Origin of the sequence: Parahaemophilus parainfluenzae (genome assembly GCF_001053575.1) — a bacterium.
Classification (GTDB): Bacteria; Pseudomonadota; Gammaproteobacteria; order Enterobacterales; family Pasteurellaceae; genus Haemophilus_D; species Haemophilus_D parainfluenzae_S.
In genome coordinates this window covers 1-26,877 of the sequence record NZ_JVSL01000012.1, presented here as the reverse complement: position 1 = coordinate 26,877, position 26,877 = coordinate 1, and the positions used below count along the sequence as shown (strand labels likewise).

Genomic DNA, 26,877 nt, shown 5'->3' with positions numbered 1-26,877 from the left:
ACACTCACAAGGAGTTCACAAGATGAATGAATTATTACCGATTAATGATAAAAATGCAAGTGCATTAACAATGAGCAGTCGAGAAATAACAAAACTTGTTAATTCTAGACATAGTGACGTGTGTAAAAGCATTGAAACGCTTATTTCAAAAGGTGTGATTGGGGGGTATCAGCCGAAACCGTACACCCACCCACAGAATGGTCAAATCTACTATGAGTACTTTTTGAATAAGCGCGACACTTATATTTTAGTAGCTCAGTTTTCACCGGAATTTACAGCGGCAGTTATTGACCGTTGGCAAGAGTTAGAAAACCAACAAAATCCGACCGCACTTTTACCGCAGAATTATCTTCAAGCCCTAGAGCAGTTGGTGGCATCAGAGAAAGAGAAACAAGCTTTAGCGTTAGAGAATAAAGCGATGAAACCTAAAGCGGACTTTGTGGATCTTTACGTTGATATTGGCACAACAAAATCATTACGCGAAACGGCAAAAATCTTAAATATGCCAGAGAAAGCGATGATAGCTGCACTAGAGAGAGATAAAGCGTTATATCGTCAATCAGGCAATCTTATTCCATATTCAGATAAACAAAGCCGTGGCTTATTTACAGTAAAAACTGGTACAGCAGAGCACGGTCACAACTTTACACAAACTCGCGTGACATCGAAAGGTATTCAATGGATCGCACAACGTTACGCTTCGGAGTTAATGCTATGAGCAAATTTATCCCTAATTCTTTTCAGATCCCTAATGCTTTTGTAGATGAAGTGATGTTTGCCCTTTCTGGTAACGCTGTGAAAGCCTATTTGTTGGTGGCTCGTAAAACGACTGGCTGGCAGAAAGAAAGTGATTTTATTTCTATTGAACAATTCAAACAATTCACTGGCATTAACCGAGATAAGACTATCTATGAAATTCTTAAAGAGCTTGAAGAAGTTGGTTTGATTCGTACTGTTAAAACAGCTGGAAGAACGACTGAATTCTATTTAGTGAAAGACCTTCCTAACGTTGAAAATAAACCAGTGGCGAAAAGTGCTACCAGTGGCGAAAAACGCCACCAGTTACAAAAAGTGCCACCAGTGGCGAAAAGTGCCACGACACCAGTGGCGGAAAACGCCACCGCTACCAGTGGCGAAAAACGCCACCCTACAAAAACAAATAATAAAACAAATATAAATAACCCCCCTATAGTCCCCCCAACTGAGCAAGTTGTGTTGGATTATTTGAACATGGCATTGGCGAATCTCGCTGAAGAACAAGGCGAACGTAAACCAACAGGCTACAAGCTCACTGACAAAACAAAACAAGCGATTGGTGCTCGATTAGCTGAATTTGATTTGGGTGTGTGTAAACGTGTGGTGGATTATCTCGTGTCGAAATGGGGCCGTGATCCGAAAATGGTTGAGTATCTCCGACCAAGTACGATTTTCCGTCCAACAAACTTCGGTGAGTATGTTGTCGGCTCAGAACGTTGGGATAACAAGGGCAGACCAGAAATGCGAGACGGTGCATGGGTGATGGCTGATGGCACGATGTTAAAACCGAAAGGCAGTGCACCAAACCCGGCAAGCAAAAGCACCGATTGGGCAAAGGGCAGACAAATTCAAATTCGTAATCCGCAAGTAGCGGAAAAACTACGCAAAATGGGAATGTTGAAATGAACGTGGCAATCAGACAAGAAAATGGCATTTCAGGGGTTGATTTAAATGCTCATGTTTCAGATTTAGTGAATCAGTTATTCAATCGCTTGTGTGCTTACTGCAACCGTTGGCGCTATAACTACCCAACAGACGAAGCATTGGAAGAAGCGAAGTTTATTTGGATTGAAGAGTTAGTGAACCATGATGTTTTATCTGTGGATATGTTAGAGCGTGGATTAGCAAGAGTTCGTGCAGCAAGAAATGATTATTTCCCAAACCTGTTTGATTTTATTGAATGGTGCAAAATTCCGATAGATTTACCGTCAGAAGAAGAATTAGCACAGCGTTTAGCAAGTTTTCAACGTTACGGTATGGCTGATGTGGATAAATTTAAATTTAATTCTACCGTGGAATATTGGTTGATCACTGATTTGTATTGTCGTTGTCGTCGATACACTTGGTCAGTAGAGCAGTTGCGCAAAGAAATTAAACAAGCATTACGCAATATGGCTGATCGTTTAAAAAATGGTGAAGTATTACCGGAGCCAACAAAACAGTTACCATCGCAAGCAACATCAATGCCAGTTTCAAAAACACGTCAAGCAGAGATCATTGCAAGCATTAAAGGATCGTTGCGGGGGCATTAATGCAAGTATTGTTGTTGACACCATATAAACAATCAGACCTTGGTTTAATGATGTTTAGAATTCCGCGCAATGCTGCACAAGTAATGACGAAGAGAATGGTGTTAATGCCAGAGCCTACTGAATTACAACATAAGGAATCTGGTGTAGTTAATTGGCAAGGAGCTATTAGTGAAGAATTTCCACCGTTGGTGGTGGATTTCTTAAAAAATAAGGAAGTGCGGTCAAAATTACTTACAAAAAAAGCGTTGATGAATTTTGTGGCCAGTATTAAGCATTGTCAGTTGAGTGATGGTGAATACTGCCATAAAGAATTAACAATTACTCCGCACTTAGACGGTTTTATTAGAACTTGTTGGCACCATGACACAGAAATGCGCAAGAGAAACTACGATGCAGAAAAAGCATCGTTGGTTGTGGAACAAAATGTAGAGCAAGCAATCATTGCAAAAATCCAAGTGGATTTAAAACATGCTCGCCCTTTAACAGAATCAGATTTAGTGCTGTATTGTTTTAAGAATGGACTTCAACGTTTATTAAGTGATGCGTTATTAAGAAAGGTTTTTAGTGTTAAAAATTACGAACGAGACAATAAAGAAAGTTCTACTCGTTTTGAAGATCCTCTTATTTATCACATGGACCGTTTAGATAAAGCCATTTTAAATTTAAAAGCTGATGATGACCCGCCACTTCAATATATGGCAAGACCAAAGCCACAATATATCCGTTCTGAAAAATGGTTACGTTGGGTAAAAACTCAGCCTTGTGTGTGCTGTGGTAAACAAGCAGATGATCCACATCATTTAATTGGTCATGGTAATGGTGTGATGGGAAGTAAAGCAGATGATTTGGATTGTATTCCGCTTTGCCGAATTCATCACAATGAATTACATCAAAACGTAAAAGCATTTGAAGAAAAATATGGTTCACAAATAGAGCTTTGGCATAAGTTCTTTTTATATGCCATCAAGATTGGCGCCTTGGTGGTAGATTGATTCAGTATTTAAGTATTCCTTAATAACTGAACTATCAACTAAAAGATGACAGTTCAAAAAGTGCGGTCTTTTTTAAAGTGAGATTTCTATGACAACGATAACACTTGAATTACCATTTCCACCTTCTGTTAATACCTATTGGCGCAGAGTAAATGGGAAAACATTAATTAGCGCGAAAGGACGCGCTTATGCAGCACAGGTCGCCTGGATGACAAGACGCTCAGCAAGATTTCCAGCGGGTATTCGTGCTGCAGTGGTGGTGGAAGCATTTATGCCGGATAGAAGAATGCGTGATTTGGATAATCTTTTCAAATCATTGTTAGATGCGTTAGTGAAAGCTGGCGTGTTGGTGGACGATAGTGTTATTGATGATTTGCGAATCGTACGTAAATGTGTAGTCAATGGTGGAAAAGTTTTAGTATCGATTAAGGAGCTAGCATGTTAGATATTGATATAATTGTGGTTGAATTTGGCTATTGGGCCACACCAAGATACGAAACAGAATTTCCACGTGTTTCAGCTGGATTTGCAGAAATGAAATGCGATGAACGTTACGCTCATAAATATCGTATTAATCCTATCTCTGATGACCTTGGTTTAAGAATTGATGGTTATCTTGGTATTATACGTAAGCTAACACCTGAGCTTTATGATGTGTTTGTGTTGACCTACATTAAGCGTTGGGAAAAACAAGAAATATTGACTTATCTACGAATTTCAAAAGCGGAATATTTCAACCGGATAAAAACCGTAAAAACATCTTTAATGCTAATGATTGTGAGTGGTGGGAGTGAATGTCTTTTTATTTGTTAAATATTTTTAATAAAAACTGCTTGACAGTCTAGACTAAAAGTGTATCATATTAGCTATAGTGCGATTTTTGCACGTTACAAACGAAGAATTGATTTTTAAACCCCTGATGGTTCTCCATCGGGGGTTTTTTATTGCCAAAAATATGGTGGGTATAAATGCAAATTCTCAAAGACATGCCTGTAGAGTCTCAGGCTTATGGTTGGCTAACTGCTTTATTCGGAGCTATGACTCTGTCCGAATGGTCTATTTTAATTGGTGTTCTTGTCACTATATGCGGTTATATACGTGAATCTCGTTATAAAAAACGAATGTTAGAACTCGAAGAAATTCGAGCGGGCGTTCGTGACAAAAACGGTGAAATGATACAGGGTGATAAAGATGTCAAAACTCAAAAAAGCTAGCGCTTTTGGTGTTTGTTTAGTTAGTGTAATTGTTGGATTGGTATATGACTCTGAAGATCGTTCATCTGGAATTATAATTTCCGAGAATGGTGCACGCGAAACTGGTGATGAAGAAGGTTGTAGAACTAATCCGTATCAATGTGCAGCAAAAGAGTGGACATTTGGTATCGGAGCGGCTACTACTGGTGGTGCTAATGTAATTATTGGTAAAACTTATACCAATGAAGAAATAGCAGATCAGTATGCAAAAGATTTGCGCAAGGTTAGTAAGTGCATTATTGATTACTATCCATACAATGAAATGAATCAAAATCAAATAGATGCTTTGGGTTCATTAATTTTTAACATTGGGTGTCAAGGTTCTCGGTTCTACCTAGATAGAGAGAGTGGTCGTTTTAAAAAGACTCAGCTTTATAAAGCTGCAATTGATAAAGATTTTATTCGCATGTGTAATACTTTCCCTAATTATTCCAGGGTGAATGGTAAAGTGCATAAATCTATATTAAAGCGAAGATTAAGGGAACGTGATTTATGTTTATCTCCAGTCAATAAAGTATAGTTGTTATGTGCATGGTTAGTCGGTGCGGTTATGGGAGCTATTAAATCAGATGGCGAAAGCGTAAACAAAAGAGCCTAAACCGCACCGCTATTTATTATGGAGTTTAACATGATTGGTATCGGGCAATATATCAGTAACGGATTCACAAAGGTTTTATTGGTGTGCTCCGTTGTTTCTGCGGTTGTAATTCTTGCATTGTGTGGATGGATTCATCATCAGTCAGCAACTATTGATGGGTTGAATGGAAAGATTAAAACACACCAAGAAACAATTGCTGCACAAAGTCAAACGATCACTCGATTAGAAGAAGATGCTGAGCGAAATAGACAGCTCACATTTGAGCTAAGTCAGGTAGAGTCAGATGCAAGGAGTAAATCAGATGCAGTTATCAAATCTATACCGAAACAAGTTAAAGCTAGCAGTGCTTTTAATACTAGTGCTCCTAGCAATGTTATTGAGTTCTTGCGCCAGTAAACCAGTTGTAGTGAGTTGTTCTCAATTACCTGCAGCGTTGACCGCTCATTTAGATAAGACGGTATTTGCTGGTGATACTTATGGTGATGTGACAAATTACGCGGTAATCCTAAAACGTGAACGTGATATGTGCTTAAACCGAATTGATAAAATTCGGGAGTGGCAAACAGAGAAGTTAAGTAAATAAAAGGTGAGTGACAATACTCGCCTTTTTCTTTTGGTGGGAACTATGCCAGCAAGAATACCTAAAGCATGTAGAAAACAAGGTTGTAAGAATACAACAGTCAACAGCAATGGTTATTGTGATGAACATCAAGGTTGTAGTTGGCAAAGACATCAGAAAGGAAAGACATCGTCTCAGCGTGGTTATGGAGCTCAATGGCGAAAAATAAGATCTATCGTGTTAGTTCGCGATAACTATTTGTGCCAAGAATGTTTAAAGCAAGGTCGGTTTGTAACAGCTACAACTGTTGACCATATAACTCCTAAGGCTCACGGTGGTAGTGATGACTTAACTAATCTGCAAAGTTTATGTAATTCATGCCATAAATTCAAAACAGCGCGAGAACGCTTGAAATAGTGTTTAAAGTGCGGTTGTTTTTGTAAGGGGAGGGGGTGGTAAAATCTCTATAGGTTTTGCCTATCGAAACCGCCCACCTAACTCTATTTTTACAACCGCGAAATTAAAAATTTAGGGTAAACGCCAAATGACAGGAATAGCAACAACGCCGGGGCGAGGAAGAAAGCCCACTCCGACGAAAGTGAAAGAGCGTCGCGGCAACCCCGGTAAAAGAAAATTAAATAAAGACGAGCCTGAGTTCAGTCCGTTTAACGAAAACACCCCACCGCCATCTCAGCTTAATACTGACGGTAAAAAAATGTGGGCCTTTATTCTAAAAGAATTACTATCCCAAGGAGTTCTGCTCCAAACCGATCTTGAAGTGGTGACAAACTATTGCATTGCATATCAGAATCGTAATCGTGCTTGTAAAGATGTTGAAAAATACGGCACGTTTGTTGAGAACGGGAATGGTGGATTATCAAAAAATCCTGCTTTTACTGTTTTGAATGAAGCGTTGAAACAGATGACTACATTCGGAGCGTTGCTCGGACTTGACCCAAGCAGTCGACAACGATTGATAGGTAAGGTAGATGAGCAAAATCACAATCCATTCGCGGAGTTAATGCAATGACAGATAATGTAAAAAAGGCAATTAAGTATGCCAAAGATGTTATTGCTGGCAAAATTCCCGCGTGCCGATTTATTGTAAAAACCTGTCAGCAGTTCATTGATGATTTAGAAAATCAAAGTGCGGTTAAATTTCCTTATTATTTTGATGAAGTTAAGGCCGAAAAAGCGTGCAAATTCATTCAATATCTGCCACACACAAAAGGCGAGTGGGCGTCGAAACGCCAAAATATCACGCTTGAACCGTGGCAACTCTTCATTATGGCAAATACTTTCGGGTGGTTGCGTAAAAGCGACAATCTGCGTCGTTACCGTGAAGTTTATGTTGAAGTACCCCGCAAAAACGGTAAATCAGCTATTTCTGCAGGTGTCGGCTTGTATATGTTCTGCATGGATAATGAGTTTGGTGCGGAAGTCTATTCAGGTGCAACCACGGAAAAACAAGCGTGGGAAGTATTCCGTCCTGCTCGATTGATGTGTAAGAAAACCGATCTGCTTTGCTCGACTTTCGGTATCGAAGTAAATGCGTCAAACTTAAATAGACCCGCTGACGGCTCTCGGTTTGAGCCGCTTATCGGTTCGCCTGGTGATGGTGCATCGCCTAGTTGTGCGATAGTGGATGAATACCATGAGCATAAGAATGATGAGCTATATACCACAATGTTGACTGGTATGGGGGCGCGTAAACAACCGCTCATGTTTATCATTACGACTGCAGGGTACAACATCGAAGGTCCTTGTTATGACAAGCGCAGAGAAGTGATCGAAAAGCTATCTGGCGCAATTCCGAATGATGAACTATTTGGGATCATTTATACAATTGATGAAGATGATGATTGGACGGATGAAAGCGTATTACGCAAAGCAAATCCAAACTTTGATGTGTCAGTGTATGGCGATTACCTAATTAGTCAGCAAAACAAGGCAATTAATAATGCACGTCTGACCAATACTTTCAAAACTAAACACTTGAATGTATGGGTATCGGCTAAAGAAAGCTATTTCAACATGGTGAGCTGGGAAAACTGCAAGGATGAAACATTATCACTTGAAGATTTCCAAGGTGATGATGTTGTGCTTGGCCTTGATATGGCGCGTAAGCTTGATATGAACTCGCTTGTTAAAGTGTTTGCTCGGGTTATTGATGGTAAGCGGCATTATTATTGTATTGCTCCAGAATTCTTCGTTCCGGAAGATACTATCTATAACACTGATACCGCTCTAAAACGAGTGGTGGATAAATATCAAAAATGGGTAAACAGTGGGCATTTAACTGCAACAGATGGTGCGGAAGTTGATTATCGAGAAATCGAAGAAGTCATCAAAGATACCAATCAAGAACATAGAGTTTCCTGTGTTGCAATTGACCCGCATGGAGCGATAGCAATCAGCCATAACTTAGCTGATGAAGGGCTTAACCCTATAACCATTACACAAAATTACACTAATTTATCCGACCCAATGAAAGAATTGGAAGCGGCAATTGAATCAGGTCGTTTCCATCATGACGGGAATCCAATTATGACCTGGTGTATCGGTAATGTGGTTGGTAAGACAGTTCCAGGGAATGATGATGTCGTGCGTCCAATTAAAGAAATTCCTGAAAACAAAATAGACGGAGCGGTGGCTCTAATGATGGCAATAGGTCGCATTATGTTGAGCACTGATGATGAAAACTTTTTCCCGAATGAGGTATTAGAACTATGAGAACTGTCATTTTAGATCTTTTAGGTCTAACAGGCTTTGGCTTGATGTCTTATGGAGTGTATCTCAAATATGGGGCAGATATTGCATTAATTGGTAGTGGGGCATTATTACTGCTTTTAACTATTTTGGCATCGAGAGGTAAACAATGATTTTTGATAAATTATTTAGCACTCGTTCACTGGAGAATCCAGCGGTGCCATTAAGTGCTGAATCAGCTTACGAAGAAATATTCGGAATGCAGCCGACTAAATCGGTTAGTCCTGATTTGGCAATGAAGTTATCTGCTGTTTATGCTTGCGTTTATGTGTTATCGAGTTCTGTCGCACAATTACCACTGCACGTTAAGTGTAAGAGCGGTGATAAAGTAGAAACAGTAAAAGATCATCCAGCATATTACCTTTTACATGATAGCCCTAACGCTTGGCAGACATCGTACAAATTACGCGAATATGCACAAAGTTCGGTTTTGTTGTACGGAAATGCTTATATCCATATTGTTCGTGATAAAAACGGTGGAGTTGTCTCGCTTGAATCATTAGAGCCATGGAAAGTGCAGTTGCTTAAAAACGGAAGTCGCTATGTTTATGCTTACTACGGTGACGATAAGACAATGAGCCTATCTCCGGATGATGTTTTACACATCAAGTCACTTGGACCGTCAATAAAAACAGGGAAATCAGTTATTCAAACTCATGCTGAGACGATTGGTTTGGGTTTGGATGCTCGCAAATTTGCTAGCGGTTTCTTTGGTGGAAATGCTCGTCCTGCAGGTATTCTGTCTGTTAAGACACCACTGAATAGCAATGCGTGGGAAAACTTTAAAAAGATGTGGCAAACCGCACAAGAAAAGCTGAGAAGTGAAGAAAATAAAACAATATTACTTCCTGCTGAGCTTGATTATAAGGCTTTGACCGTATCACCAGTCGATACTGAACTGCTTTCAATGATGAAACTGAATCGTTCCGAGATTGCAGGTATTTTTAATGTTCCAGCCCACATGATCAACGATTTGGAGAAGGCGACATTTTCCAACATATCAGAACAGACAATCCAGTTTATTAGATTCAGCGTTATGCCATGGGTGGTCAATTGGGAGCAGGAACTAAACCGAAAAATCTTTACTGAAGCAGAGCGTAAAGCGGGTTACTTCGTGAAGTTTAATCTTGCTGGAATTATGCGTGGTACTGCAGGAGAGCGTGCAACATTTTACCATGCCGCTATCACTGATGGTTGGATGTCGCGAAATGAAGCTCGTCAGCTTGAAGATATGAATCCGGTTGAAGGACTGGATGAAATGTTGGTTAGCGTGAATGCGGCAAAACAAGCAAATAATAAACAAACGGAGAACACAAATGAGTGATGTAGAAAAGCGCTCCTACGCAGGCGAAGTGCGAGCGGAAAGTCGAGATGATGAGCCTACGCACATTATCGGTTATGGTTCCGTGTTCAATACTATGTCTGAAGTAATGTGGGGTTTTCGCGAAATCATTATGCCAGGTGCATTTGATGATGTGCTTGAAGATGATGTGCGCGGGTTGTTTAATCACGACCCGAATTTCATTCTAGGACGCAGTAAAGCTGGTACGTTGAGTCTATCAGTTGATGAAACGGGCCTTAAATACGACATTATCGCACCAGATAATCCAACTATTCGTGATTTAGTTATTGCACCGCTAAAACGTGGTGATATTACTCAATCATCTTTTGCGTTTAAGATCGCACGTAATGGAGATGAATGGTATGAAAATGATGATGGTGTAATCATCCGTGAAATTCATAAAATATCACGCCTTTATGATGTCAGTCCTGTGACTTATCCCGCTTACCAAGAAGCAAGCAGTACAGCTCGCTCACTTGAAGCGTGGAAAGAAGCTCGAGACTCAGGAACAATTGCTAAAGCGGTATCACAAAAAGCCGCACGTGAGCGATTCTTAAGCTTAATTAACGCTAAATAAAAGTAAATTTTATCAATACGAGCCGCAATAATGCGGCTTTTTTCATTTAAAGAAAGAGGAAAAATCATGGCTAAATTACATGAACTTCAAGAAAAACGTCGTAATATCGCAGCTCAAATGCGTCAATTGAATGATGAAATTGGCGAAAAAACATGGACTGAAGAACAGCGTACTAAGTGGGATGCAATGAAATCCGAATTAGGCGGTGTTGAATCACAAATTGAGCGCGAAGAATCATTACGATCAACCGATGCTTTATTTGTTGAAGAACAACGTCAAATTGAAACTGAATCAAAACCAGTTATTGATGTAGAAGTTAAACGTTCCCAAGCATTTAATTCGTTCTTACGTCGCGGCTTAGGCGAATTAAGTCAAGAAGAGCGTCAAGTGATGGCGGAACTTCGCGCGCAAGCGGCAGGCACGGACAATAAAGGTGGTTACACCGTACCTAAAGAAATGCAGGCTCGTATTGTCGAACAAATGAAAGCCTTTGGTGGTATTGCGAACGTTGCTAAAATCATTAACACTGCAGACGGCCGTGTTATTGCTTGGGCAACTGCAAATGGCACTGCTGAAGAAGGTGAGTTAGTTGGTGAAAATGCTGCAGCAACTGAATTAGATACTGATTTTGGTACAGCTGAACTTGGTGCGAAAAAACTCTCATCAAAAATTATCCGCGTATCAAACGAATTGCTACAAGATTCAGGTGTGAATATCGAAGAGTATTTATCTGGTCGAATTGCAGAGCGTATTGGTCGTGCAGAAGCTAAATATCTTATTCAAGGTACTGGCGTTGGCTCACCTGCTCAACCTAAAGGCTTGCAAACCGCAGTTACTGGTGTAACACAAGCGGCAGCCGCTGCAGTGGCATGGCAAGATTTTAACGCATTGATCCACTCAGTAGATCCTGCCTATCGCAATGTTGGCAATACTCGCCTTGCTTTCAACGACAATACGTTAAAAACGTTGAAAGAAATGGTGGATGGACAAAAACGTCCATTATGGTTGCCTGATGTGGCTGGCGTTGCTCCTGCAACCATCTTAGGGCATCAATATGTGATTGACCAAGGCATCGAAGATATTGGTTCAGGTAAGAAATTCGCTTACTTTGGTGATTTCAGCCGTTTCATCATTCGTCGTGTGTCAGGTATGACATTACGTCGCTTAGTGGAACGTTACGCAGAGTTCGACCAAGTAGGTTTCTTAGCGTTCCATCGCTTTGACTGCGTACTCGAAGATGTGTCAGCAATTAAAGCATTAACAGGTAAATAGTTAAAAGTGCGGTCAGAAATGGCCGCATTTTTTATTTGGGGGATGAATGGAAATCACACTAGACGAAATTAAGTTGCAATGTCGCATTGATAATGATGATGAAGATGATTTGTTGTCTGCCTATCTAGTTGCAGCAAAGGCGATGGTTGAGAACCACACAAATAGAGTGCTTTTTAATACATTGCCCGAAGAAAAACCGATTAATGCACAAGAAATCACTGGCGATTTGAAAATAGCTATATTAATGCTGATTGCTTACCTATATGAAAACCGTGGTGGATGGAATGAAGGGCAAGGTGTAACAAACTTTGATTTACCTCCAACTGTTAAAGCCATCATTGAGCGTTATCGCTTTATAGATGTGTAGGTGATTAAGATGAACATAGGAAAGCTACGTCACAGAATTACTTTGTTACGGCAAGTTAATGAAGTGAATGATTACGGTGCAAGTACTCAAACCTGGAAAAGAGTAGCTACTGTTTGGGCTGATGTTAGACCATTATCAGGTCGAGAGTATTTTTCAGCGCAGCAAGTACAGTCTGAAGTTACCACTCAAATCTGGCTACGTCATATAGAAGGCATTAAACCCACAATGAAGGTTAAGTTTGGAAAAAGAGAATTTGAAATTCTTTCCGTGCTTAATACTCAAGAGCGTGACGTGTCGTTACAGCTTATGTGTAAGGAGACAGGTAATGTCTAATCTGACTGTGAAAGTTACTGGTCTTAAAGAGTTAGGGAAAAAAATGAATGACCTTGGAAAGAAAACAAAAGGTCGTATTTCTGTTGACTCAATGCGAAAAGGTGCTGTGATTATTAGGGATAAGGCAAGAGCCAATGCACCAACTTTACAAGAGAAAGTACCCCATCGGAAACGTGGCACTTTAAAAAGAGCCATACTTGAAAGTACAAAGGTTGATAAGTTCGGAAATGTCCGCTCTAAAATCTATGTTCGAAAACTTCGAAGTAAAACTATTGAAAACTTTAAAGTTAAAACAGGTAAAGGTGGCGCTAAAAACCCTAACGATCCTTATTACTGGCGATTTATAGAGTTTGGAACATCAAAAATGCAAGCCAGACCGTTTTTGCGTCCAGCATTCTCAACTAAAAAAAATCAAGTATCGCGAGAAATTATTAATAATTTGCGCAATAACATTTTTAGAGAGGCTGGTAAATGATTCAAAAGAAACTCTTTAATGCTCTAAATCCACTGGTGTCAGGTCGTTGTTTTTATGGGTTGATCCCTGAAACAAATAGTGCCTATCCAGTCATCGTATATCAATTCCCAACAATATCACCAAATTCAGCGTTGGAAGATGGAGATTTGGATGATTTTACGGTGCAGATTGATGTTTATAGCAAAAATCCTGATGACATTTTCGCTCTACGAAAGGCTATTTTTACTGCACTTGAAACGGCATTTGATTATGCCGAGAGAGAAAGTGATTTCAGTGACTACGAACCCGATACAAAATTACATCGTCGGGTAATAACTTATCAAATTGCTTATGGAGAATAAAACATGGCAGCAAAAACCACACCGTTCCAAAAAACACGGTTTTATATTGGCACATCTGAAGATGCCGGCAAGAAAATTACAGCTTGTGCTGTAACACCAAATGCAACAATTACTATTCCATCAAGTGGATTCAAAACTGGTGATTGCGTCTTAGTTACCGGCTTAGGTGCGCTAGATGGATATTATCCAGTTAAATCTGTAGCGGCAGATGTAATCACATTAGCTGATGAAGTTGATTGGTCAGCGTATGATCAACCAACAGTATTTACTGATGCTAAAGCGGCATTAGTGAAATGGTCAAATAATTTCTGCGAGCTCCGAAATTTAGAACGTAGCGAAGATACATTGACCGAAGAAGATGTGACTACCATGTGTGATGATGGCAAAGCCACTGAAGCTGGTGAGTTCGAGTACGGTGAGACTCAGATGAAGTTCTTTACCGCGCCGACATCTGAAATGCAAAAATTATGTCGTAAAAAATTCTTTTCAAAATCTAAGTTCCCTTTCCGTTTAGTTTTCCCAAATGGTCAAGGTACGATGTATGGCACTGGTTATTTCAAATCTGGCAATGGTTACTCTGGTGAAACTATGGGTAAATTTGAAAGTGGTGCAACTATTAAGCATACAAAACAGGAATATCACTTACCTGTAGCTTAAAAATAAAAAAAAGCCAAGAGTGATCGGCTCTTGGCTTTAATTATTAGATTAACCTTTATTGCAGGAGAAGTTTACCTGCGAGTAAATTTTAACCATAAAAGAGGGTAAACACAATGGATTTGAGAAACAAATTGTTGCAGCATAAACCTAAAGTAACCGAAATTGAAATTCTTGGCGAAAAGTACTATGTAAGAGCATTAAGTGTCGGTGATGTGAACCGTGGATTGTTTGGCCAGCACAAACTATTGTGTGATATTGCAAAAGCACAAGGTATTGAGCTTGATTATGATGATCCTGATGAATTAGGCAAGCAATTAGGAAAAGTTTACGATCCATATCGTTTAGCCCGAAATCTAGCCCTCCGCTTATGTGATAAAGATGGAAATTTATTGTTTGATTTTGAAAATGAAGATGACTTGAAAGCCTTATCAAGTCTAGATAATGAAGTATCTGAAGAATTAAGTCGAGCATTGATGGGTGATGAACCAAAAAACTTAATGACCGACGCAAGTTCCAAATAACTTTATCGCTTGCGTTGGGCAAAACGTTAGAAGAAATCGAACAAATGCCTGAAAAACATCTTCAGGAATATATGCTGTTTTATCAAGAACAGCCATTTGGTTTATGGAGAGATGATTATCGCACAGCGCAGATTGCTCATTTGTTAGCGTTAATTCATAAAGATCCAAAACAGAAAGCCACGACATTGAACGATTTAATGCCATTTTTCAATGAGAATAAGGCATCAGAAGATAAAGAAGATGATGGCGTAGAGTCTTATTTGTTAAATCGTTGATTGTTTAGTAAAAAAGTTAAAAAATTAGCTACTCCTTATTGATTAAAATGAATGTATTTTGTACAGTATAGGTAAGTAAATAAGGAGGGGTTATGTTTAAAGATGAAGTTAAACTTATCCATTGGTTGGGCAAAGAGGTTATTGCGTTTTTCGCTTTATTCTTTGTGTTACCTATTATTTTTATCTTGGCTGTAACAGGCATAACCACAAAAATTTTACTTGGTGTTTCTCTGGCTTACATTACCTTTTTTGTTTTTGCAAAAGTTGCTATGTTTTTCTTTATGAAGAAAACTGAAAATGAAGTGCTGCAGCAAATTGAAAAAGAAAACGAAGTTAAGTACGTCATCATTAAATAGTTAGTGTTTGTATAGAAAGCTCGCAATATGCGGGCTTTTTTTATTTCTGGAGAAAATATGTCATCACTCGGTAGTTTGTATATTGGGTTAAGTCTCGATACAGTCCAATTTCAGAATGGATTGAGTAAGTCGGAGTATCAGACCCGAAAATTTACTAGACAATTTGAAGCTAATTTTTCTCGCGCTCAAGAAAAAGCACGTCAGTTCTCAGAACGCACTACACAATATTTAAATAATATTGAGAAAGCCGCCAATAACATCAATTCGACAACAAAATGGAGTTTTCGCCTTGATAATTTAGGTAGAGCGCAAGATTTGTCAAAGCAAGCTATTGCAATGATGGATAGCTACACTGAGCTACAGAACCGTATTAGACTGGTGACTCATAGTCAGACAGAAATGGCTCAGGCTACAGAAAGCGTGTTTGATATATCATCTCGAACCAATCAAGCTGTTGGCGCAACCGCTCAAATCTATCAACGTTTTGCAAAAAATGCTGATACTTTAAATATTAGTCAGCAAAAAGTCGTAGAACTAACAGAAACCGTATCAAAAGCAGTCGCTTTATCAGGTGCCGCACAAGCGTCATCAGAAGCGGCATTAATGCAGTTCGGTCAAGCTTTGGCTAGTGGTGAGTTGCGCGGTGCTGAACTTAATTCTGTGATGGAACAAACACCGGCTTTAGCACAAGCTATTGCAGATGGTTTAGGTGTTAGCGTTGGCGCACTTAAAGATATGGGTAAGAATGGTGAGTTATCTATCAACAAAGTGATAACTGCACTTGAAAAAGCAAAATCATCTGTGGATAGCGATTTCGAGAAACGTGTAAAAACACTCTCGATGTCATACACCAATCTCGAAACATCATTTATTAAATATGCCGGTGAAGCTGACCGCACTTATGGCATCACGCAGAAACTTGGCGAGAGTGTAGATTTTGTTTCGAAAAATCTTGATCAATTAATTACTGCAGCGGTTGTTTTAACTGGTGCCTTAGCAGTTGGTAGAATTAGCCAATACAGTGCAGAGTTAGCAAAATCAGGCATTATCAGCGCAAAAAATGCTTTAGCCCATACAGCGGAAGCAAAAAGCATTTATGAAAGAGCAACAGCAATGCGAGTTGCCGCACAACTTGAAATGTCTAGCTTGACTGCACAATTACAGCTTGCTCAATCTGAACAAACTCGATTTGCATTGCGTGAAAGAATGAAAGTGCAATCTGCTCAAATTATTGCACTTGCAGAAGCGGAAGCTACAGCAAAACGAAACCTTGCTACAGCAACTAATCTTGCAACGATGGCGGCAAAAGGTTTGCAAAGTGTAATGGCTTTACTTGGTGGCCCAGCTGGTGTTATTGGTATTGCGGCTACATCATTGTTATTTTTCAGTTCACAAGCGGCAGAAGCTAGACAATGGGCATTAGATACATCTGTTGCTAACCAAGCTTTAGCCGAATCTTATGATCAAATCACCGAAGCGGCATTATCTCTTAAAATTACAAAACAGCTTGAGGATATAGAAAAATATTACGCTGAGATTGAAAAATTAAAAGCGGGAATAGCAACAAAACAGGTCGGTGCAGATTTTGACGGTATTAGCGTTGGTGGAAATGCAAATGATGCCGAAATCGAAAGTTTAAAAAACAAAATCCAAGTAATTAAAGAAAATGCCGATATTGCAAGACAGTCACTTGAAAAAATGCTTTCTCCACTTGGCGAGAAGATGCTTCGAGCAGGTAAAAATGTTGATGAAGTGCGGCAGAAATTCAAGTTGCTTGGTGTATCAGCTGAAACTGCAGATAACATTATAGCTAACTTACCGAAAAGCTTTAATGATACGGCTAATAGTGCAAATAAAGCGGCAGATAAGACGTTAGATTTAAAAGATGCGATGGAAAAGCTGAAAGAGAAATCTACGTCTCTAGCTCAAAAGCTTGAAGTTGCAAAACTTAAACAACAAGGTCAGGCAAAATCTGCTTATGTATTGGCCGGTCTTTATGAATTGCTTGGAAATGAAGGCGCTGAATACAACGAAGTATTGATTGGTATTGCTACAGGTACAATCACCGCAGCTAATGCGGCAGATAAAGCTGTCGGGTTATCGCTTGAAACACTAAACAAGATTTTAGCCGGTAAAGCAACATTGGAAAAAATGTTTTCCGATGAAACCAAAGTGACAACAATTGAAACTCAAATCAAAGAAAGCAACAAAAAATCAGGTGGTCGAAAATCATCAGGTGAAAATGCTCGAGATAGTTGGTTAAGTTTCTATGATGAAATTCGTAAGAAAAGTAGTTCTAGTCTTGCTGAGATTGACTTGGAACAAACAAGAATGTTACAACGCTTGGAAGAGCACAACAAAAAAGGTGTTGTATCTCATCAAGAATATGAAACAGCAAAAACAGCTATCACTGAGCGGTTTGCTCGTCAACGGTTAGAGCTTGCAGGGAAGTATGCGCCTGAGAAATTATTGCGTGCGAACTTAAATGATGAGTTAGCGATAGTTGAAGAGCTTAAAAAAGCAGGACAGCTTACAGGTGGTGAAGCTAATACTGCTGAATTGCAATTGAAGTTTGATTATGCTCAAAACAGATCTCAAAGTGCGGTCAATCCATTAGACCAATTACGCGCACTTTATGATCCGCAACAAGAGCTAATTAATCAACAAACGCAAGAGCTTGCTCAGCTCCAAGCATTTAACGATCAAAAGTTAATCACAGAAGAAGAATTCCAACAACGCAAACAACAAATCATTGAAAAATACAGAAATAGCCAGTTCCAAGAACAAATGGGGCTTTATGCTACTGGATTAAATGACCTTGGTAGTGCGTTTGGAACTTTAACATCAGTAGTTGAACAATCAGCCGGTAAGCAATCTGCAGCTTATAAAGCAATGTTTGCAGTGTCAAAAGCGTTCGCTATTGCAGAAGCTACGGTGAAATTATCTCAAGCGGTCGTACAAGCGATGGCAGATACAACCGCACTTACTCCTGCTCAAAAATTTGCAAATATGGCAGCGGTTGCAGCGGCTGGTGCTAATGTTATCTCTCAAATCACTAGCGTAGGATTTGCTAAAGGCGGTCATGTTGTTGGCGAGGGTACAGGAACGAGCGATTCCATATTGGCTCGATTATCTAACAATGAATTTGTTATGACATCCCGTACTGTTAATCATTATGGTGTTGGATTTATGAATGCCTTAAACCAACGCAGATTTCCTAAATTTGCAAATGGCGGTCATGTTGGTGGCAAATCTGATAGTTATGACGGATTGTTTAGCGGTGGTGGAGCATCAACCAATAACGAAGTATCAATAACAATAAATATTGATAAAAACGGAAATGAAAGTGTGACTGCTGAGCAAAAAGCCGCACAAGGTAAAGAGCTTGCACTAGCAATCCAAGCAAATGTACTTGAAGTGTTAAGAAAACAACGTCGTCCAGGTGGAATGCTTGGATAAGGAGATGAGATGGCTTTAAAAACATTGCCTTGGTGTCCGCAGCCTGGTTATACAGTTGATGAAGAACCAAAGCGGAAAGTGCTTAATTTTGGAAATGGCTATCAGCAACGAATGGAAGATGGAATTAATGCTCTTTTGAGAAAATATTCCGTTACCTATAAGGTTAAAAATAGCCAATCAGCAGAATTTCGTCAATTTATGAAAGAGCACGGTGGAGTCCGTGCTTTTTATTTTAAAGACGTCGCACTAAATGGGGAGTTAGTTAAAGTTGTTTGTGTTAAGTTCCCTCGCCAAATTGGATTAACTTACACAACCTTTAATTGTGAATTCGAAGAGGTAGTGTAAATGCCTAAAAATTTACCTAAAAAAATGACCGCACTTTTACCTGAATTAGAGCAGGGTGCGCTTATTGAATTGTGGGATATTGATTTACGCCATATTACTCCGACTAACGGTTCTAATACTGCAGGTGAATTATATCGATTTCACAATGGTTTAAACCAAGGGCGAACCAATATTTGGTGGCAGGGAAATGAGTATCAAGCCTATCCAATTAAAGCAGATGGATTTGAAATTAGTGGGCAAGGCCCAAGTTCGCGTCCGACATTAACAGTATCTAACCTATATGGAATCATTACCGGTATTGCGGTTAATCTAGGGCAAGGCGTTGGTGGTAAAGTTACTCGTAGATTGGTTTATGCACAGTTTCTTGATGCTCGTAACTTTGATGGTGGCAAAAACGCTCAAGCAGATCCTACACAAGAAGCGGTGAGTTATTACATCATTGAGCAATTAAAAAGCCTTGATGATAAACAAGCTACTTTTGAACTGGCATCACCTGCAGAAACGGATAACGCAAAAATACCGCTATTAATGATTACATCGGATGTTTGTATTTGGCAATATCGTTCACCACAATGCGGTTATACAGGTGGGCCTGTTGCCGATGAATTTGATAAACCAACGAACGACCGTAAAAAAGATAAATGCTCGCATTGTATCCGTGGTTGTAAATTGAGATTTGGCGAGAATGCTGTGTTGCCGTTTGGCGGTTTTCCGAGTACAACCCAGTATGGGAATTGATCATGATTATTCCGGATAAATTAAAAAAAGAGATACTGTCTCACGCTAAAAGTACAGAGCCACAAGAATGTTGTGGCTTTGTTGTATTTAAAGACGGTTTTTCTTATATCCCTTGCGAAAACATCTCACACGATCCTGTTAATTTTTTTGAAATATCGCCAGATGATTTTATTCTTGCTGAAGAACGTGGTGTCATTGTAGCGTTGGTGCATTCTCACCCTGATTCTGCTTTTGAAAAAGGATTGCCATATTTATCCATTGCTGACAGAGAATGTCAGGTTAGAACACTGCTAGATTTTTGGCTGGTGGTGGATGACGATATTAAACAGTTCCGTGCTATTTCACCGCTGATTGGTCGCCAATTTGAAAACAATAAACAAGATTGCCGAAATATCATTCTTGATTGTTATATGTTGGCTGGTATTGAATTGCCCGATCAATCCACTTACGAATTTGAATGGTTTGAGCATTCCAATTTATATGAAGAAGGCTTGGCTCGTTGTGGATTTGAAAAAATTCCTTTTGATGAAGAACCGCAGCTTGGCGATGTGATTTTAATTAAAGTAGGTGCAAGTTTCGCTAATCACGCAGGAGTGTATCTAGGTGATCAGATGATGGTTCATCATAGTGAAAGTCGTCTCTCTGCACGTGTACCTTATGATGGTTTTTGGCTTAATTCAACGCATTCAATTTGGAGACATTCAGAATGGCAAAAATTACATTTCATGGCAATCTTAAACGATTTAGCGATGAACCATTCGAGCTTGATGTAAGTAACTTTAGAGAGTTAATGAGTGGATTAATCACTCAAGTTCAAGGACTAAGATCGCATCTTAGCAAAGGGTATTACAAGGTTAGAATTGGTAGAAAGTATATAAGCAATGAACAATTAAAAAATAACCCAATAATTGATCTTGATGATAAATCCTCCGTACATTTTACGCCAGTTATTACTGGTGCTGGTAAAGCAGCAGGTATAATTCAAGTAGTTGTTGGGGTTGTATTAATTGCTGTTGCGTGGTGGAGCCCGGCAGGTTGGTCAGCTGGTGGGATAATGATAGCTGGAGCAATGGGAGCATCACTTGCCATATCTGGCGCTATATCTCTTTTAACGAGACCGCCAGATATGGGGAGTGGTGCTAATGAAAGTGAAAAGAAACAAAGCACATCATTTAGCAATCTTCGTAACTTAACTCCACAAGGGAGACCTATTCCGTTATTGTACGGAAAAATGATGACCAGCCTTATACTTGTTTCCCAAGGGATAGAAACTTTTGACGATCATCAATAACATCACAAATAAATTTAACCGCTTATAGGCACTGCTTATAGGCGGTTTTCTTTTAAAGAGGTATTTATGGGCGGTAAAAAACAAGGCTCAGCGCGCACACCACATGAGGCACCTGATAGCCTTCGTTCTTCACAACGATTACGTGCTATTGGTTTAATCTCTCTTGGTCCAATCAAAGGTCCAGCCAATAAATGGAAATCGACTTACTTTGACAATACGCCAATCCAAAATGCAAACGGTGTTGATGATAATGATGAGTCAAGTTTCAATTTCAAAAACACAGAGATAGCATATACACTCGGCACGCAGGATCAAATGCCGCTACAAGGCTTTGAAATGTCAGAGCGTGAAGTATCAGTTGGCGCTGAAATTAAAAATGTTACCCCTGTAACAAGAACTGTCATTGATCCTGATGTGACACGTCTCAGAATCACATGTGGTGTAAGTGCGTTATTTTCTCAAAATGATAATGGTGATACAGAGGGAACATCTGTATCACTTGAAATCTTAATCAATGGACTCCCCAGAGCAGTAAAAAATATTAGTGGTAAATCATCATCTCGTTTTTATCGCAGTTATATCATTGATAATTTACCGCCTAAACCATTTACCATTACAGTCAAAAGATTAACGGCCGATAGTAAATCACAGCGGTTACAGAATGGCACTCACTGGGTCAGCTATACAGAAATCATTGATACCAAACTGTCATACCCAAACATGGCACTAATTGGTATTAAAACGGATTCGCGCTATAACCCAAATTTCCCTAATGTGAATCTATTGCTTTATGGCCGATTGGTGAAAGTGCCAAGTACATATAATCCTGAAACAAGAACGTATGCACCTGGTATTTGGCGCGGTGACTGGAAAGAAGAGTGGACGGATAACCCCGCATGGATTTTTTACGACTTAGTCACTAATTCTTTAGCTGGATTAGGTAAACGAATTGGTGAATATGGATTAGATAAGTTTCAGCTGTATCAAATTGCAAAATACTGTGATGAATTAGTCGATGATGGATATGGTGGCAAAGAACCACGAATGGTATCTAATCTATGGATTACAGAACAGCGTGATGCCTATAACGTGCTATCAGACATGGCATCTGTTTTCCGCTCTATTGCAGTGTGGAATGGAACGCAGTTTTCAGCTATCCAAGACAGAACATCAGATCCAGTTTGTTTATATACGCAATCAAATGTAGTTGATGGTAAATTCTCTCGCCAATTCGCAGCAGGAAAGACAATTTTCACTGCAGTGGAAGTTGAATATGCCGATGAACGTAACTTCTATCAAAAGGCGATTGAGTACGTTGCAGATGATTTAATGATTGCTCGCTATGGCTACAATGTTAAGAAAATTACAGCTTATGGCTGTACAAGTCGTGGGCAAGCTCACCGATACGGCAAATGGGTATTAGAAACATCTCGTCTTGAACAATGTACTATTACCTTTGTAGTAGGCCGCCAAGGATTATTGCATTTGCCAGGTGACATCATTGAAATTGCTGATAATGATTTTGCGGGTAAAACACTTGGTGGACGCGTTGTAGCTATAAACGGAAAGACAGTAACGCTTGATCAACCTGTAGAAATTACTGGTAATAGCTATTTAAGTTATCTCAATGATGAAATGCAGTTGGTGAAAATCAAAATCATCAATGTAGATAATACAAATAAATCAGTTGTTACATTAGAAACCAATCCTGTTGGTTTAAACGTAATGGATGATTGGGTATTAAAAACACCGCAAGTATCTACTCAGCTTTACCGCGCACTCGGTATTACTGAAAACGATGACGGAAGTTATACCATAACCGCACTACAACACGAACCGCAAAAAGAAGCGATTGTTGATGGTAGTGCAAGTTTTGTGCCTGTTGTATCAACAATGCACAATGGACTAACAAAAGTAACTAATGCTGATGTAGTTTATAGTGCTGATGGTATAAAACTAACTTGGTCAGTACCCACAACAGATACGTTATTAACCTATGAAGTGCGGTTATATCGCAACGGAAAGGTTTTTAAAACATATCTAAACTTAAAAAATCCAGAAATATCATTTGAAGGATTGCCTGACGGAAGTTATACCGCAGAAATCAGAGCTAAAAACCAAAGTGGCCAATTGTCAGATCCTGTAACACGCTCATTTGAGATTAATCTCAATATTCCTAGATTTGTTACTAAATCCTTGTTGTTTGCTATTGAGCTTGATTGGGATTTACCTAAGACATTTACACCTGGGTTTAGTACTGAGATTTGGCGTAGCAATACAAATGACATAAGCTCTGCAGTGAAAGTGGCAACACTGCCATATCCTCAAAGTAACTATGTTATCAATGGTGTGCCTTTATCAACAGGCTATTACTTTTATTTACGAGGAGTAGATAAACAAGGTAACAAAGGCGAATTTACCGAGGCGGTATTTGGCGAAGCAGACCATAACCCAGATAACTTGTTAAATGCGCTAGAAGGGAAAATCACCAAGTCACAACTTGGCCAAGAGCTCATCAACTCCATTAAAGCCGATATTAATAATGCAGTTGGAGAAGAAGCTAAAACAAGACAAACTGCTGTTGCAGGTGCATTGGCTCAAATAGCCGCACAAGCTCAATCATCAGGAACCGCAATTAAAAATCTTGAAAAAGCAGACCAAGCACAAGCAGAAACCATCAAAACTGTGACAGCGAAGGCTGAATCAGCTTTATCGGGTATTACTGCAGTAAGAGAGGCTCAAGCGCAAAGTGATAAAGCAAATGCACAACAAATTAACGCATTAACCGCTAAAGTTGGCAATGCTGAATCAACAGTATCGCAGGCGAGTAGTGTTGTTGCCGAACTTAATGGCAAAGTTAGCTCAATGCACACAATCAAAACACAAGCTATTGCTGGTGGACGGACTGCTGTTGCTGGGATCGCTCTCGGTGCAAACCATGAAGAAAGTTCAGTCATTGTTATGGCTGATAAATTTGGAATTGTTGCTAATGCTAATGATGGCAATGTCAAACCTGTATTTAGTGTAGCTGATGGTCAAGTCGGTATTCGTGGTGATTTGGTTGTAGCTGGGTCTGTGACGAGGGATAAGTTATCATCTGGTTCAGGTGCGAACCTATTTTACAATCCTATTTTTGCAAATCCAACAAACGGTGTTCCAGACGGTTGGACTGCTTCAGAGGCTAACATACCTGGAGATAAACGTGGTGAGCGAATCTGCAGACAGGATGAGGATTATGGATTAGGTAAAGGTGGATATCTTAAAAACGAGAATGTTTTAAGGTGGCACAATAAGATAACCGGTAATCCAAATACAAGGTGCGGAATCTATCAGAATGTACCTGTGTCTGCAGATAAATGGTATATGGTCTCTGCCTACATGGGTAATCATAGTTGCTCAAAGGTTGAGATTTATATTGATGTCCGCGGCAAGAATGGTGAATGGCTATTACATAAAACTGATGAGGTTAGTTCGGGTTATGGCTTCAGAGGGATTAATAACGCCAAAAGAGCGTTTATAAAATTTAAAATCCCACCAAATGGAGTTAGTGTTGACGTATTTTTCTTCTTCTATGATGGTAACGGAGCTAATCCTAATGGAGCGTGGATGTTTGTAGCTCGGCCAATGCTTGAAGAGTGTACTGAATATGCTACACAGCCTAGTCCATGGAATAATGCTGGCCTAACCGAAGTGCATGGGGGAAGTATTATTGCCAATACAATCCGTGGCGACCATATCCAAGCTAATCAGGAGATTAGAGCACCAAGAATAATTGGTGGTGTCATTACTGGTAACACCGTTAATGGTGCAACAATCAATGGTGGAACAGTTAATGGTACAACTGTTAGTGGTGGTACTGTAAAAGGCTCAACCATAGAAGGTGGCGTAATCAAAGCTGCAAGGCTCGAAGGGGTAACTGGTAAATTCACAGGAACGCTTGAAGTTAATCAGTTGGTTGGCGGAAATCTATGTGAGGTGTTTGTGGCGAATGTTTATCAGGTCGGGAGTTCTTATCAATCAAGAATAAGAATAGCACCATCACCAGTTAAGCGGATATTCTTTATCGTTAATTCCCATAACACATTCACGGTAGAGGCTAACCAATCTCATGAATATTACTACTTTTATACAGATAGTAAAATTCCTCCAGAGCTTTTTAATATTGGTTACGGCAATAAAAATCCAGCAAAACTCTGCATCACTGCATACGCAGTATCAAACACAACTACAATGACTCAATTATAGGAGTAAAAATGAAATACATCACAAAACAAATCGAAGATGTTCGCACTGGTTCAGTGGCAGAGCATCATGTGGTTACAGGACTACAAGTTGACTATGTCAATAATAGTACTTTTGTCACTATTGCATCTTATGTATCAAAAGCTAAAAAGGATGAAGGCAAAGAATCCTTATCTGTAAATACTTTTACCATCCAAGCTGTACCTGATTGGGACAGAATTCCGTATGAATGGGCATTAAATGAATTAGTTAAGGCCCAACCAGAAGATTTTACACCTGAAACATATATTGGTTACGTCAACCCTTATATGTTCGCTGGTGGTAAAGTAAAAGAGTAGAAATCCAAAACAATCACGACCGCACTTTGAGTAATCTTAGTGCGGTTTTTTATGGGAGAGAATATGGAAAACATTGATCTAGATATAGTTCGTGGCGATGATGATGGATGGTCTTTCGAACTGCTAGAAGATGATGAATCTCAATCAGATTTAACTGGATCTCGTTTTGATATGTGGATCAAACCAAAGAAAGGTGAATTGATTAAATTATCAACTGAAACAGGTGAGATAACTGTTAATCAAAATATTGTGACCGTGACTATCTCACATGATAAGACACAACAAGCAAAATGGGAATTTGCTACTTGGGATTTACAATGCACAAGTCAGCAAGGCTTGGTTCAAACGCTTGCTGGTGGTGGATTTACACTTATTCACGACGTAACGGAGGCTGAGTGATCATTAAGCTAATTAAGCGGACAAAGCCAAAAATCAAAGTAAAAGTCCGGCTAATAAAAGAAATTGGCGAGAGAAAGGAAAAAATCCCAACCCTCGAAGAATTGAAAGCATTTTATAGAATAGGAGCTTTATAGCATGGCAAGCCAAGAAATTACAACAGTTTTAACTGAGTTCGCAGAATTCTTAGGTCAGGAAGATAAGAAGCATAAAACTGCAATCGGAAACCTTGATGATTTAACAACAGAACAAAAAACATCACTAGTAGTAGCAATCAATGAGTTAAAACAATCCATTACAGCTTTATCTGGCAGTAGCGCTGGTATCAATGATAGCGCAACAGGCGATAGTTCAACCCTGTCAGCTAAAAAAATCCTTGAGTTACTCAATCAAGCAAAAACAGAGGCTAAAAGCGAAATCTTAGGTGGTAATGTTGCGGCAGAGTTGGACACTATCAAAGAGCTTGCTGATGCGTTAAATGGAATGAAAACAGGCGAAGATGGACTGAATAAACTCATTCAAAAAATCTCACAAGTCAATGAAGCATTAACTACACTTAATCAAAAATTCACCGCTCTAGATGGTGTGAATTTAAAAGAAGCTTACACTAGAGGTTACAACAAATAATGACATTCCAAGCGAATATATCAGAATTCGCTGAATTCATGGGAACTGAAATTAAGCGAATAGAAAAGAAAATTCCAGATGGTAGTGGCGGTGGCCAATCTAGTGATTCAACAATAATCACTGGAAATGGTCGGCCTGATAAGCCAGAAACCACAGGCGGCAAGATTACAGGTAATGAGCCAAACGGAACTTTCTACAATTCAACAAACGGTGCAGGCGTTGGAGCATACCTATGGCAAAAGCAAAATGGACAGTGGACTGTTATATCGGGTGATACAGGTATTAGAAGACTATCTAACATTTCTGTAAATATTAAAGAAGGGGCTATTCATTTAAGACGAGTGAATAACAGAGTTGAGTGTTCTTTCTATGCGGGGCGTTGGGACACTATTTCTTTTTACGGGAGCAGTAATCCTAAATTCACGAGGAAAAATCACGCCAAGCGAATGGATATTTTACCCCCTCC

34 protein-coding genes and 1 pseudogene are annotated in these 26,877 nt (G+C 39.4%); all 35 read left to right on the top strand.

The genetic code is table 11. The annotated features are described in order from the left end of the window. Positions 1-22: 22 nt before the first annotated feature. Complete coding sequence (locus AC979_RS01625) at positions 23-718, top strand: phage antirepressor KilAC domain-containing protein (RefSeq protein WP_049371081.1); 696 nt, start codon at positions 23-25, stop codon at positions 716-718. Continuing rightward, on the top strand, positions 715-1,662 hold the full coding sequence (locus tag AC979_RS10125; protein ID WP_065420557.1) for a conserved phage C-terminal domain-containing protein: 948 nt from the start codon (positions 715-717) through the stop codon (positions 1,660-1,662). The genes AC979_RS01625 and AC979_RS10125 overlap by 4 nt, the downstream gene beginning before the upstream one ends. Continuing rightward, entirely contained in the window at positions 1,659-2,288 is a 630-nt protein-coding gene (locus AC979_RS01615; protein WP_049372606.1) for a replication protein P, read from the top strand. The genes AC979_RS10125 and AC979_RS01615 overlap by 4 nt, the downstream gene beginning before the upstream one ends. Further along, complete coding sequence (locus tag AC979_RS01610) at positions 2,288-3,280, top strand: DUF968 domain-containing protein (protein WP_049372605.1); 993 nt, start codon at positions 2,288-2,290, stop codon at positions 3,278-3,280. Before AC979_RS01615 ends, AC979_RS01610 begins: the two co-directional genes overlap by 1 nt. Before the next feature lie 88 nt (positions 3,281-3,368). Then, on the top strand, positions 3,369-3,725 hold the full coding sequence (locus tag AC979_RS01605; protein WP_049372604.1) for a RusA family crossover junction endodeoxyribonuclease: 357 nt from the start codon (positions 3,369-3,371) through the stop codon (positions 3,723-3,725). Next, positions 3,719-4,093, top strand: coding sequence for an antiterminator Q family protein (locus tag AC979_RS01600; protein ID WP_049372603.1), 375 nt, complete (start codon positions 3,719-3,721; stop codon positions 4,091-4,093). The genes AC979_RS01605 and AC979_RS01600 overlap by 7 nt, the downstream gene beginning before the upstream one ends. 155 nt (positions 4,094-4,248) lie before the next feature. After that, a complete protein-coding gene (locus tag AC979_RS01595; protein WP_049372602.1) occupies positions 4,249-4,494 on the top strand; it encodes an HP1 family phage holin in 246 nt (81 codons plus the stop codon). After that, a complete protein-coding gene (locus tag AC979_RS01590) occupies positions 4,472-5,053 on the top strand; it encodes a lysozyme (RefSeq protein ID WP_049372601.1) in 582 nt (193 codons plus the stop codon). The genes AC979_RS01595 and AC979_RS01590 overlap by 23 nt, the downstream gene beginning before the upstream one ends. 96 nt (positions 5,054-5,149) lie before the next feature. Next, entirely contained in the window at positions 5,150-5,527 is a 378-nt protein-coding gene (locus tag AC979_RS01585) for a DUF2570 family protein (protein ID WP_080971289.1), read from the top strand. Then, positions 5,502-5,714, top strand: coding sequence for an Rz1-like lysis system protein LysC (gene lysC / locus AC979_RS10225; RefSeq protein ID WP_239657827.1), 213 nt, complete (start codon positions 5,502-5,504; stop codon positions 5,712-5,714). Before AC979_RS01585 ends, lysC begins: the two co-directional genes overlap by 26 nt. 42 nt (positions 5,715-5,756) lie before the next feature. Then, the gene (locus AC979_RS10220) at positions 5,757-6,107 is read left to right on the top strand and encodes an HNH endonuclease (RefSeq protein ID WP_080971287.1); all 351 of its coding nucleotides are present in this window, start codon (positions 5,757-5,759) and stop codon (positions 6,105-6,107) included. 127 nt (positions 6,108-6,234) lie between these two features. Next, positions 6,235-6,720 carry a phage terminase small subunit P27 family gene (locus AC979_RS01570; RefSeq protein ID WP_049372598.1) on the top strand — a complete coding sequence of 162 codons (486 nt, stop codon included), beginning with the start codon at positions 6,235-6,237 and terminating at the stop codon, positions 6,718-6,720. Continuing rightward, complete coding sequence (locus AC979_RS01565; protein WP_049372597.1) at positions 6,717-8,423, top strand: terminase large subunit; 1,707 nt, start codon at positions 6,717-6,719, stop codon at positions 8,421-8,423. The genes AC979_RS01570 and AC979_RS01565 overlap by 4 nt, the downstream gene beginning before the upstream one ends. Continuing rightward, entirely contained in the window at positions 8,420-8,572 is a 153-nt protein-coding gene (locus tag AC979_RS10470) for a hypothetical protein (protein WP_049372596.1), read from the top strand. Before AC979_RS01565 ends, AC979_RS10470 begins: the two co-directional genes overlap by 4 nt. Then, positions 8,569-9,783 carry a phage portal protein gene (locus tag AC979_RS01555; RefSeq protein WP_049372595.1) on the top strand — a complete coding sequence of 405 codons (1,215 nt, stop codon included), beginning with the start codon at positions 8,569-8,571 and terminating at the stop codon, positions 9,781-9,783. The genes AC979_RS10470 and AC979_RS01555 overlap by 4 nt, the downstream gene beginning before the upstream one ends. Next, the gene (locus AC979_RS01550; protein WP_049372594.1) at positions 9,776-10,378 is read left to right on the top strand and encodes an HK97 family phage prohead protease; all 603 of its coding nucleotides are present in this window, start codon (positions 9,776-9,778) and stop codon (positions 10,376-10,378) included. The genes AC979_RS01555 and AC979_RS01550 overlap by 8 nt, the downstream gene beginning before the upstream one ends. A gap of 66 nt (positions 10,379-10,444) precedes the next feature. Next, positions 10,445-11,650 carry a phage major capsid protein gene (locus AC979_RS01545; RefSeq protein ID WP_049372593.1) on the top strand — a complete coding sequence of 402 codons (1,206 nt, stop codon included), beginning with the start codon at positions 10,445-10,447 and terminating at the stop codon, positions 11,648-11,650. 46 nt (positions 11,651-11,696) lie between these two features. Further along, entirely contained in the window at positions 11,697-12,017 is a 321-nt protein-coding gene (locus AC979_RS01540; protein WP_049372592.1) for a head-tail connector protein, read from the top strand. A 9-nt stretch (positions 12,018-12,026) separates the two neighbouring features. Continuing rightward, complete coding sequence (locus AC979_RS01535; RefSeq protein ID WP_049372591.1) at positions 12,027-12,350, top strand: phage head closure protein; 324 nt, start codon at positions 12,027-12,029, stop codon at positions 12,348-12,350. After that, the gene (locus AC979_RS01530; protein WP_049372590.1) at positions 12,343-12,825 is read left to right on the top strand and encodes an HK97-gp10 family putative phage morphogenesis protein; all 483 of its coding nucleotides are present in this window, start codon (positions 12,343-12,345) and stop codon (positions 12,823-12,825) included. Before AC979_RS01535 ends, AC979_RS01530 begins: the two co-directional genes overlap by 8 nt. Beyond that, a complete protein-coding gene (locus AC979_RS01525) occupies positions 12,822-13,166 on the top strand; it encodes a DUF3168 domain-containing protein (protein WP_049372589.1) in 345 nt (114 codons plus the stop codon). The genes AC979_RS01530 and AC979_RS01525 overlap by 4 nt, the downstream gene beginning before the upstream one ends. 3 nt (positions 13,167-13,169) lie before the next feature. Then, on the top strand, positions 13,170-13,823 hold the full coding sequence (locus AC979_RS01520; RefSeq protein WP_049372588.1) for a hypothetical protein: 654 nt from the start codon (positions 13,170-13,172) through the stop codon (positions 13,821-13,823). 113 nt (positions 13,824-13,936) lie between these two features. Further along, a complete protein-coding gene (locus AC979_RS01515; protein WP_049372587.1) occupies positions 13,937-14,344 on the top strand; it encodes a hypothetical protein in 408 nt (135 codons plus the stop codon). 14 nt (positions 14,345-14,358) lie between these two features. Further along, on the top strand, positions 14,359-14,619 hold the full coding sequence (locus AC979_RS01510; RefSeq protein WP_422652240.1) for a phage tail assembly protein T: 261 nt from the start codon (positions 14,359-14,361) through the stop codon (positions 14,617-14,619). A gap of 92 nt (positions 14,620-14,711) precedes the next feature. After that, positions 14,712-14,975, top strand: a complete 264-nt coding sequence (locus AC979_RS01505) for a hypothetical protein (protein WP_049372585.1) — start codon at positions 14,712-14,714, stop codon at positions 14,973-14,975. A gap of 57 nt (positions 14,976-15,032) precedes the next feature. Continuing rightward, positions 15,033-18,434: a tape measure protein gene (locus AC979_RS01500; protein ID WP_049372584.1), complete on the top strand. Its 3,402-nt coding sequence runs from the start codon at positions 15,033-15,035 to the stop codon at positions 18,432-18,434. A gap of 9 nt (positions 18,435-18,443) precedes the next feature. Beyond that, positions 18,444-18,779 carry a phage tail protein gene (locus tag AC979_RS01495; RefSeq protein ID WP_049372583.1) on the top strand — a complete coding sequence of 112 codons (336 nt, stop codon included), beginning with the start codon at positions 18,444-18,446 and terminating at the stop codon, positions 18,777-18,779. Continuing rightward, positions 18,780-19,517, top strand: coding sequence for a phage minor tail protein L (locus tag AC979_RS01490; protein WP_049372582.1), 738 nt, complete (start codon positions 18,780-18,782; stop codon positions 19,515-19,517). A 2-nt stretch (positions 19,518-19,519) separates the two neighbouring features. After that, the gene (locus AC979_RS01485; protein ID WP_049372581.1) at positions 19,520-20,290 is read left to right on the top strand and encodes a C40 family peptidase; all 771 of its coding nucleotides are present in this window, start codon (positions 19,520-19,522) and stop codon (positions 20,288-20,290) included. Positions 20,291-20,307: 17 nt separating this feature from the next. Beyond that, complete coding sequence (locus AC979_RS01480) at positions 20,308-20,808, top strand: tail assembly protein (protein ID WP_049372580.1); 501 nt, start codon at positions 20,308-20,310, stop codon at positions 20,806-20,808. A gap of 66 nt (positions 20,809-20,874) precedes the next feature. Continuing rightward, a complete protein-coding gene (locus AC979_RS01475) occupies positions 20,875-25,053 on the top strand; it encodes a host specificity protein J (RefSeq protein ID WP_080971286.1) in 4,179 nt (1,392 codons plus the stop codon). Positions 25,054-25,061: 8 nt separating this feature from the next. Then, positions 25,062-25,388: a hypothetical protein gene (locus tag AC979_RS01470; protein ID WP_049372579.1), complete on the top strand. Its 327-nt coding sequence runs from the start codon at positions 25,062-25,064 to the stop codon at positions 25,386-25,388. A gap of 63 nt (positions 25,389-25,451) precedes the next feature. Continuing rightward, a complete protein-coding gene (locus AC979_RS10215; RefSeq protein WP_049372578.1) occupies positions 25,452-25,787 on the top strand; it encodes a hypothetical protein in 336 nt (111 codons plus the stop codon). Between the two features lie 135 nt (positions 25,788-25,922). Next, positions 25,923-26,411, top strand: a complete 489-nt coding sequence (locus AC979_RS01460; RefSeq protein WP_049372577.1) for a hypothetical protein — start codon at positions 25,923-25,925, stop codon at positions 26,409-26,411. Beyond that, positions 26,411-26,877: pseudogene (locus tag AC979_RS01455) on the top strand (hypothetical protein); the annotation flags it as partial. The gene AC979_RS01460 and the pseudogene AC979_RS01455, both read left to right, overlap by 1 nt.